The sequence below is a fragment of the Streptomyces sp. NPDC004667 genome, assembly GCF_040609475.1.
GTDB lineage: Bacteria > Actinomycetota > Actinomycetes > Streptomycetales > Streptomycetaceae > Streptomyces.
Window position 1 is genome coordinate 1 of record NZ_JBEXKC010000150.1, and the last position, 9,010, is coordinate 9,010.

Consider the following 9,010-nt stretch of genomic DNA (forward strand, 5'->3'; position numbering starts at 1 on the left):
GCGGGGCAGGAGGGGCCGCGCACCGGGGAACTGCTGGTGCCGCGCGGGCTGCTCACCCCGGCGCCGGTGGACGAGGCGCTCCTGCAGCAGTCGGCGTCGGGCAAGCGGCTCGGCGCCCTGCTGGTCGAACTCGGCATGGTCGACGAGCGGTCGCTGATCGAGGCGCTGTCGGTCCGACTCGGCGTCCCGGTGGCCGACCTGCGCCAGAGCGAACCCGATCCCGAGGCCGCGGCCCGGGTGCCCGAGGCGCTGGCCCGTTCGCTGGGCGTCGTCGCGGTGCGGCGGGCCGAGGGCACCCTGCTGATCGCGGCGGGCGACCCGGGTGACCCGCGCGTGCTCGACGAGGTGGGCCGGGCCGTCGCGCCGGATCAGGTGCGGCTGGCGATCGCGGCTCCCTCGGACATCCGGCGCTCGATCGACAGCGCCTACCGGGCGCTGTCCGGCGTCGGCAGCCTGGTCGAGGCCTTCAAGGCGACCGAGACCGGCCGGAGCGCGGCCTCCGGGGCCAGGGTGGTGAGCGAGGACGCACCGGTCGTGCACCTGGTCAACCTCATGCTGACCCAGGGCCTGCGCGACCGGGCCTCGGACATCCACATCGAACCGCACGCCGACCGGGTCCGGGTCCGGTACCGCATCGACGGCGCGCTGCACGACGTGCTGAGCCTGCCGGAGAACATGGGCCCGTCCGTGGTCAGCCGGATCAAGATCATGGCCAATATGAACATCGTCGACCGGCGGCGCCCGCAGGACGGGCAGATCGCCACCGGGATCGACGGCAGGTCGGTCGACATCCGGGTCGCGACCACCCCCACCATCTGGGGCGAGAAGGCGGTACTGCGGCTGCTCGACAGCAACCGCAGCCTGTTGCGGCTGGCCGAGCTCGGCATGCCCGCCGCGACCTACGAGCGGTTCTCGTCCCTGCTGCGCTCCCCGTACGGCATGGTCGCCTGCGGCGGACCGACCGGCAGCGGCAAGACGACCACCCTGTACGCCACGCTCGGCGAGCTGAACCAGAGCGAGCGCAACATCACCACCATCGAAGACCCGGTGGAGTACGTGGTCCCGTCGGTCAACCAGATCCAGATCAACGAACAGGCGGGCGTCTCGTTCGCAACCGGGCTGCGCTCGATCCTCCGGCAGGACCCCGACGTGATCCTGGTCGGCGAGATCCGGGACGGCGAGACGGCGCGGATCGCGGTGGAGTCCGCTCTCACCGGCCACTTCGTCCTGTCGTCCATCCACGCCGCCGACGCCTGCTCCGCGCTGCACCGGTTCACCGACATGGGCATCGAGCCGTTCCTGATCACCTCCACGGTCGCCGGGGTGGTCAGCCAGCGCCTGGTGCGGCGGATCTGCGACCAGTGCCGCGAGCCGTACCGGCCGGGCGTGGACGAACTGGCCTTCTTCGCCAAGGCCGGCGGGTCGACCGACGCCGGGTTCTGGCAGGGCCGGGGCTGCAACTTCTGCTCCCGGACCGGCTACCAGGAGCGGATCGGCGTCTTCGAACTGCTCGTCATGAGCGACACGGTCAAGCGGCTCCTCGTCGAGAAGGCGCCGATCAACAGCCTGCGCAAGGCCGCCCGCGAGCAGCACATGGAAAGCCTCCTGGACGGCGGCGTCCGTCTGGTGGAGGAGGGGGTCACGACCATCGCCGAGATCATGTCCAGCGTGTACGTGGTCTAGACCCGGCGGCCGGCTCGCCGGGTGCCACGCCCACACGCGCTGACCACACGAACCTCTGACACCCCGGAATCCAGGAGAGCACCGGCATGGCCACCTTCAAGTACGTCGCCGTCGGCCCGGACGGCAAGCGCGCCACCGGCGTGCTCACGGGCTCCAGCGTCGACGGCGTGACCGACAGCCTGACCCGGCAGGGCTACGAGGTGCAGTCGGTCACGGCCGCGAGCCGCAGCCTGCTGCAGCTCGAACTCACCACGGAGAAGGTCGACCTGGTCGAGCTGAGCAACTTCTCCCGCCAGATGGCCGCCTTCATCAAGGCCGGAGTACCCATCCTGGACGCCCTGGAGATCATCCGCGCCGAAACCAAGGACAAGAAGCTCGGCAAGGTGCTCGTCGACGTCATGGACTCGCTGCGATTCGGCGAGAGCTTCGCCGCTTCGATGGCCACCCACACCAAGGCGCTCCCGCCGTTCTACATCTCCGTCCTGCGCTCGGCGGAGGCGACCGGTGAACTCGACGTGGTGATGGCCCAGTTGGCGCGCTACATCGAACGCGACGTCGAGGGCCGGCGCACCATCCGCTCCTCCCTGACCTATCCGGGTCTGGTGATGGCCCTGGCCCTCGCCGTCGTCCTCGTCCTCGTCATCTTCGTGCTGCCCCGCTTCAAGGTGTTCTTCGACTCCTTCAACGCGGAACTGCCGCTGCCGACGCGGATCCTGCTGGGCTTCACCGACTTCGTCACGGCCTGGTACCCGGTCATCCTCGGCGTGCTCGCCGCGCTCGTCGCGGCACTGGTCGCCGGTCTGCGGACCGAGCGGGGACGGGTGCTGCGCGACCGCTTCCTGCTGGCGATGCCGGTGGTCGGCGACGTGGTCCGCTACATGGTCATCGAACGGTTCTGCCGCATCCTGACCTCGATGATCAAGGCCGGCGTGCCCATCCCGGAGGCACTCAGCCTGGCCGGCGCGGGCGCCAACAACCTCGTGTACGAGCGGTCCCTCGGCAAAGCCCGGGTGGAGATGCTCGAGGGCGGCGGCATCTCGCAGCCGATCGCCCGCACCAGGCTGTTCCCCGGGGCGGTCACCCAGATGATGCGCGTGGGGGAAGAGACGGGAACCCTCGACGACCAGCTCGAAAACGTGTCGGAGTTCTACGAGAAGGAACTCCAGCACAAACTCAAGCGGCTGACCAGCCTGTTCGAGCCCGCCGTGGTGATCATGGTCGGGGTCGTCGTGGGGTTCGTGGCCGTCGCCCTGCTCTCGGCGATCTACGGCGTCTACAACCAGGTCGAAGTCCAGTGACCGGCACGACACGACGCCCGCGGCGCCGCCGCGGCGAAGAGGGCGAGACACTGATCGAGGTACTCGTCGCCGTGGTCCTCATGGGCGTGGCCTTCGTGACCATCTTCGGGGGCATCGGCACCGCGATCATCAGCTCGGTCAGGCAGCAGAAGGTGACCGGCGCCGACTCGGTCATCCGCAGCGCCGCCGAGAAGGTCGTCAGCGACCCGTACGTGTCCTGCGCCGGTGGTTACGAGACTCCGGCGCCGCCGCCCGGGTACACCATGACCGTCACGATCGAGTACTGGGACGGGGTCGGCACGTTCGCCAAGGCCTGCCCGACCGCCGACACCGGAGTGCAGAAGGTGACGCTCACCCTCCACTCGACCGGCCCGCACCCCGTCAAGGACGCGACCCTCGAAGTGGTCAAGCGGGAGTCGATGCTGTCATGACGAAGCAACGGCCCACCGGGCACTCGGAGTCAGGTTTCACCCTGACCGAGTTGCTGGTCACGATCGTCATCCTGGGCATCATCGGGGTACTGCTGCCCAAGGCGATCGTCCTCGGACTGCGGTTCACGGCGGACACCGAGAAGCGGGTGGCCGCCACCGCCGCGGCGGGCGCGCTGGGCGGCTACTTCTACGGCGACGTGCACAGCGCCGTCGGCGTCACGACCGACCCCGCGTGCGGGGTCGCCGACGTGATCGTCCACCTGAGCCGGCCCGGCACCGACATCGTCTACACCTACGACCGGCCGACCGGCTCCCTCAACCGGGTGAAGTGCACCGGCGGAGGTGTCACCACCACGCTGCTGGGCCGGTTCGAGAACGCCGCATCCACCCATCCCGTGACTCTGAGCTGCGGTGCCGAGACCTCGTGCACCTCACCCATGGAGGTAACGCTGACCGTGCAGAGCGACCCCGCCGCGCCCCCGACGGCCCTCACCGCCGTCCGACGATCGAGCTCGTCATGACCGGCCGCCTGGATCCGCGCCGCCCGCGCGACGACGAACAGGGCGCGACTCTGGTCCTCGCGCTGGCCTTCGTCGTCGTGTTCAGCCTGGTCACCGTCTCGCTCCTGTCCTTCGCCGGCACGGGGCTGAAGGCCGCGGGCGCGTACGTCGACCAGGGCAAGCGGGACTACAGCGCGGACGGTGCCACACAGCTCGCGATCAAGAACTTCTCGCAGGGCAACCCGTGCGCCGACTACACCGCCCCGCCGATCAACGGCCGGCAGATGATCGTCCACTGCGACCCCCTCAACGCGTCTCCCACGACCACACGCGCGACCCAGCCGCAGAACGCGCTGCTCGGTCTGGGCCGGGCGGCGAAGGACGGCGTCAACGTGAGCACGCCCGGCCTGCGCGTGCAGGGCAGCGTGTTCTCCCACGCGGACATCACCGCCGGCGCCGGCGCCTCGATGGTGGTGTCGGGCGATGTCTCCGCCGTCGGCGACTGCTCCGGTGCCGTGTCCCAGACCCGGCTGTCCCCGGCCCAGACGCCGTACGCGCACGACTGCGCCAACGACACCCCGTCGGCCCCCGCCGACGCGGTCGTGGGCGCCGACCCGGACTACGCCCCGCCCGCCACGGCCGTCCCGGTCCGGCGGACGGTGCCCTCGTGCCCCAGCCCCGGTTCCTGGCTGGTGCGGTTGCAGCCCGGCTACTACGACGACGCCCGCGCCCTCACCCGCCTCACCGGTGGCGACTGCCCCGGCGTCGTCGTGTGGCTGCTGCCGGGCGTCTACTCCTTCGACTTCACCTTCACCGGCGGCGCCGCGGTCTGGACGGTGAACGACCCCACGGTCAGCGTGGTCGGTGGCACGCAGGCGGGCTGGGATCCCGGGGCCGCCACCCGCCCGGCCGTCCCCGCTCCGGGCGGCTGCGACCGGACGCGACCCGAAGGGGTCGAGGTCATGATGGGCGGCGGCAGCCGGCTCCAGGTCGACCGCGGACACGTCGAGCTCTGTGCCCCGGTGACCCCGGACGCGCAGCAGGTGGCGGTGTACGGGGTCCAGCCGCCGAAGCCGTCCCACACCCTGAAGCCGACAGCGGTGGTCACCAACACCGGCTTCGCCGACCCGGGCCACAGCCTGACCGCCGGCGAACGGCCCGCCCTGCCCGGGTGTTCGCAGCCGACGGGCACCGCCGGCTGCACGGCCGACGCCGTCCTCGACCCGGCGAAACGCCGGTCGGCCTCGATGCGGCTCGCCGGGTTCACCCCGCGGGTGCCGCCGGGCTCGGTCATCACCGGCGCGACGCTGCACGTCCGGCACGAGGACGACGGCGGCCTCACCGCCCCCGGCGCGGTGAAGGTCACCACCGCCGTCGGCGCGGACACCTGCCGCACCGACGACCTGCCCCGGCACACGGCGCTCGCCACCGATCCCCCCATCGACCTGCTCGGCGCGTGCGGGCTCACCGACCCGGCGCGGCTCACCGGCCTGACCGTGACCTACGCCGCCACCCTGGACACCGGTGCCGCCACCGCCACGGAACGCCTTGACGGCGTCTGGCTGGAGGTCGCCTACCGCACGCCGACCACGTTCAAGCCGACCGCCGTGACCGCATCGGCCGGGTTCACCGCCACCGGTACCGCTGCCGACAACGCCCTGGAGATCGGCGAACAGCCGACGGCGTCGGTGGCGGGCGCCGACCTGAGCACGGCGGCCCCGTCCGCGTCGATCACCCTGGCCGGGTTCGGCCGGCCGCCGGTGCAGCCGGGCTCGACGATCCACTCCGTCGTGCTGCGGGTGGCCCATCGGGAGACCGGCGACGCGGCGGCGCCCAGAATCGACGTCACCCCCGCGGACGGCGGCGGCAGTTGCACCGACCTGCCGCTCACCGCGCGGGCCGGCCTGGGCGACGACCGCGTCGACCTGAAGGCATGCGGCATCACCGACCCCGCGCAGCTGACCGGCCTGACCGCGACCTACAGCGCCGCTCTGAACGGGGGCGGCACCGCCGGCACGGATTCCCTGGACGGCATCTGGCTCGAAGTCGTCCACGACCCGCCGGCGCCCCGGGCGGCGACGAGCGCGGAGTCGACGACGTTCACCCCTGCGGCCGACGCCTGGGCGATCGACGGCGCCAAGACGGCCCGCGCCACGCTCGCTCCGGTCACGACGCCGACCGCCACCATCCGCCTCGGCGGTTACGACACCCCTGCGGTGGTGCCCGGCTCGGTCCTGGAGGGGGCCCTGCTGCGCGTCGCGCATCGCGACGATCCCGGTGCGGCCGGAGGTCCGCCGCCGACGGCAGCGGTCACCCTGACCGGGCCCGGCCTACCCGGCTCCTGCACCGCCTCGCGGAACCTCGCCACGCACCAGGGCGCCCTGGCCACCGACACCCTGGACCTGGTCGCCCTCTGCGGACTGACCGACCCCGCCCAGCTGACCGGCCTGGCCGTGACCTACACCGCCACCCTCGGCGCCGGTAGCACCGGCGCCACCGATCAGCTCGACGGCGTCACGCTGGAACTGGCCTACAGGCCCGCGGTCGCGGTACGGCCCACCACGGCGATCAGCGCGGCGACGCCCGCCGCCGCGGCGTTCCTCGACCCGAACGACGCGCGGGCGATCGACACCACCGCCTCGGCCGCGACGCTCACCACGGCCACCCCGTCGGCGTCGGTCAGGCTCGGCGCGTTCTCGATGCTGCCCCTGCCGGCGGGGGCGGTGATCGACAAGGTCGTGCTGCGCGTATCGCACCAGGACGACGACGCCACCCCGGCACCGCCCCCGCAGCCGGGACCGCCGTCGCCGCCGTCGCCGCCGGGACCGCCTGCCGCGCCCTCCCCGGCTGAGCCGCCCACGGCCACGCTGACCGTCTCCGGCACCGGCACGGCCTGCGACGCGAACCACACGCTGGCCTCCCGTGGAGCGGCACTCGGTGTCGACGTGGTCGACCTCGGCGGCTGCGGGGTCAGCACGTACGACCAGGTGTCCAAGCTCGCCGTCGACTACGCGGCGAGGCTGGGCGCGGGCAGCAGCGAAGCCACCGACCGGCTCGACGGCGTCGAGCTCGGCATCGTGTTCCGGGCCCCGTCCCTCAGGGCCCTGTCCGGCTGTCTCACCGCGGGCAGCGGTTGCGCGGTGCTGAAGTCGACCGACGACGCCGACACGGCCGCCGATCACAGCCGCCTGGTCATCAACGGCACCGTCTACGCGCCGACCGCTGCCGTCGACCTGTCGATGAGTCAGGTCGGCTCGCAGGTCGTCACCCGCGGCATCATCGCCCGGACCATCGGTCTCGGCATCCGCCCGGCTGCCGGATACCTCCGCCCGGTGATCGGAATCCCTCCGGAGCCGGTGCAGTTCACGGCCTATCCGGCCGTGATCGCGAAGCCGGCGTCGGTCACCGCGATCACCGGTTTCACCGCCCCGGCTCCCGGCGCGCCCGTCGACGTCACGGACGCCACCGTCCCCGGCGGCGGCCGGGCGTCCCTCACGTTCGGCGGCTACGCCCCGCCGGCACCGGCCACGCCCGGACCGCTCGACCACGCCGTCCTCCAGCTGGCGCACCAGGACGACGGCGACGTGAAGTCGGTGAAGGTGTCGGTGGACTTCGCCGGCAGCACCTGTACCGGTGCCGACGGCTCACCGGACGTGCCGGTCCACATCGGATCGAGCGGCCCGGTGACCGACCGGGTCGACCTGACCTCGTGCGGCCTGACCCATGCCTCGCAGCTGGCCGGGCTGACGGTGACCTACACCGTCACCGCCGGGAGCGGCGGCGCGACCGAGCGCCTCGCCGGCACCCGGATCGACCTGCTGTCCGGCCCGCTCCTGCGGGCCGCCGTGTCCTTCGACGGCCACGCCGCCACCGTCAAGCAGTGGACGGTCCTGCCGTGAACCAGCACACCACCTTGGAGACCACCATGTCCGGGCCGAGTGCCGCGATCATCGAACACCTGCTCGGCGAGCTGTCGGAGCGGGGCGGCAGCGACCTGCTGCTGACCGCCGGATCGGCGCCGTTCCTCCGCGTCGACGGCGCCCTGCGACCGGTCGAGGGGGCCGCGTTGACCGAGCCGGAGGTCGATCGCCTGGTGACCGGGGTGCTGGGCGAGGTACTCACGAAACGGTTCCGCCGGGAGAAGCAGGTCGATTTCGCGTTCAGCTGGGGGGAGCGGGCCAGGTTGCGCGGGAACGCCTTCGTGCAGCGCGGCGCGTCGGCGCTGGCGCTGCGGATCATCCCGTTCGACGTGCCGTCGTCCGAGCGGCTCGGGCTCCCCCCGGTCGTCATCGGGTGGGCGGGCATGCCGCGCGGGTTGGTGCTGGTCACCGGTCCGACCGGGTCCGGGAAGTCGACGAGCCTCGCGGCGCTCCTCGACCACGTCAACACGCACCGGTCGGTGCACATCCTCACCATCGAGGACCCGATCGAGTACCTGCACCGGCACAAGCGCGCGGCGGTCAGCCAGCGCGAGGTCGGCACCGACACCGACTCGTTTCCCGCCGCGCTGCGCTCGGCCCTGCGTGAGGACCCCGACGTCCTGCTCCTCGGCGAAATGCGCGACTCCGAGAGCATTTCCGCGGCCCTGACCATCGCCGAGACCGGGCACCTGGTGTTCGCCACCCTGCACACCAACGATGCGTCGCAGACGCTGGACCGCATCGTCGACGTGTTCCCGGCCGAACAGCAGCCGCAGATCCGGCTGCAATTGGCCCACACCCTGGTCGGCATCCTCAACCAGACGCTCATCCCCCGGACCGGCGGGGGCCGGGTGGCCGCCTTCGAGGTGCTGGTGGGCACCTCGGCGATCCGCAACCTGATCCGCGAGGGCAAGACCCGCCAGATCCGCAACATGATCGCGACCGGCCACCGGGACGGCATGCAGACCCTGGAGAGCAGCATCAACGCCCTCGTCGCGGCGGGCACCGTCACCTACGAGGAAGCCTTGCCGCACACGGCTCATCCGGACGACGTCCAGCGGCCCCAGGTCCTGGTCGGCCGCACGTGACCGTCGGATGGGAGGCCGGGCGCCGGCCCGTGGTGGCCGCCGGGACGGCGGCGGCGCGGACGAAGCGTTCGGCCGGCGGGTCGTGCGCCC

Annotated in this window: 6 protein-coding genes; all 6 read left to right on the forward strand. The window is 72.2% G+C overall.

Going from position 1 to position 9,010, the window contains the following annotated elements; genetic code table 11:
• Positions 1-1,683: GspE/PulE family protein (locus ABZW32_RS37585; protein ID WP_356225084.1), on the forward strand; the 1,683-nt coding region annotated here is incomplete at its 5' end.
• 86 nt (positions 1,684-1,769) lie between these two features.
• Positions 1,770-2,981 (forward strand): type II secretion system F family protein, encoded by a 1,212-nt coding sequence (locus ABZW32_RS37590; protein WP_356225086.1) that lies wholly within the window; start codon positions 1,770-1,772, stop codon positions 2,979-2,981.
• Positions 2,978-3,412: a type II secretion system protein gene (locus ABZW32_RS37595; protein ID WP_356225088.1), complete on the forward strand. Its 435-nt coding sequence runs from the start codon at positions 2,978-2,980 to the stop codon at positions 3,410-3,412. Before ABZW32_RS37590 ends, ABZW32_RS37595 begins: the two co-directional genes overlap by 4 nt.
• Positions 3,409-3,933 carry a type II secretion system protein gene (locus tag ABZW32_RS37600; protein ID WP_356225089.1) on the forward strand — a complete coding sequence of 175 codons (525 nt, stop codon included), beginning with the start codon at positions 3,409-3,411 and terminating at the stop codon, positions 3,931-3,933. Before ABZW32_RS37595 ends, ABZW32_RS37600 begins: the two co-directional genes overlap by 4 nt.
• A complete protein-coding gene (locus ABZW32_RS37605; protein ID WP_356225091.1) occupies positions 3,930-7,811 on the forward strand; it encodes a hypothetical protein in 3,882 nt (1,293 codons plus the stop codon). The genes ABZW32_RS37600 and ABZW32_RS37605 overlap by 4 nt, the downstream gene beginning before the upstream one ends.
• Positions 7,808-8,920 (forward strand): type IV pilus twitching motility protein PilT, encoded by a 1,113-nt coding sequence (locus tag ABZW32_RS37610; RefSeq protein WP_356225093.1) that lies wholly within the window; start codon positions 7,808-7,810, stop codon positions 8,918-8,920. The genes ABZW32_RS37605 and ABZW32_RS37610 overlap by 4 nt, the downstream gene beginning before the upstream one ends.
• Positions 8,921-9,010: the final 90 nt, after the last annotated feature.

Bases quoted from the DNA above. Each gene is read 5' to 3' on its own strand.
- ABZW32_RS37605 (WP_356225091.1), top strand. From the start codon at position 3,930: ATGACCGGCCGCCTGGATCCGCGCCGCCCGCGCGACGACGAACAGGGC.
- ABZW32_RS37600 (WP_356225089.1), top strand. From the start codon at position 3,409: ATGACGAAGCAACGGCCCACCGGGCACTCGGAGTCAGGTTTCACCCTG.
- ABZW32_RS37590 (WP_356225086.1), top strand. From the start codon at position 1,770: ATGGCCACCTTCAAGTACGTCGCCGTCGGCCCGGACGGCAAGCGCGCC.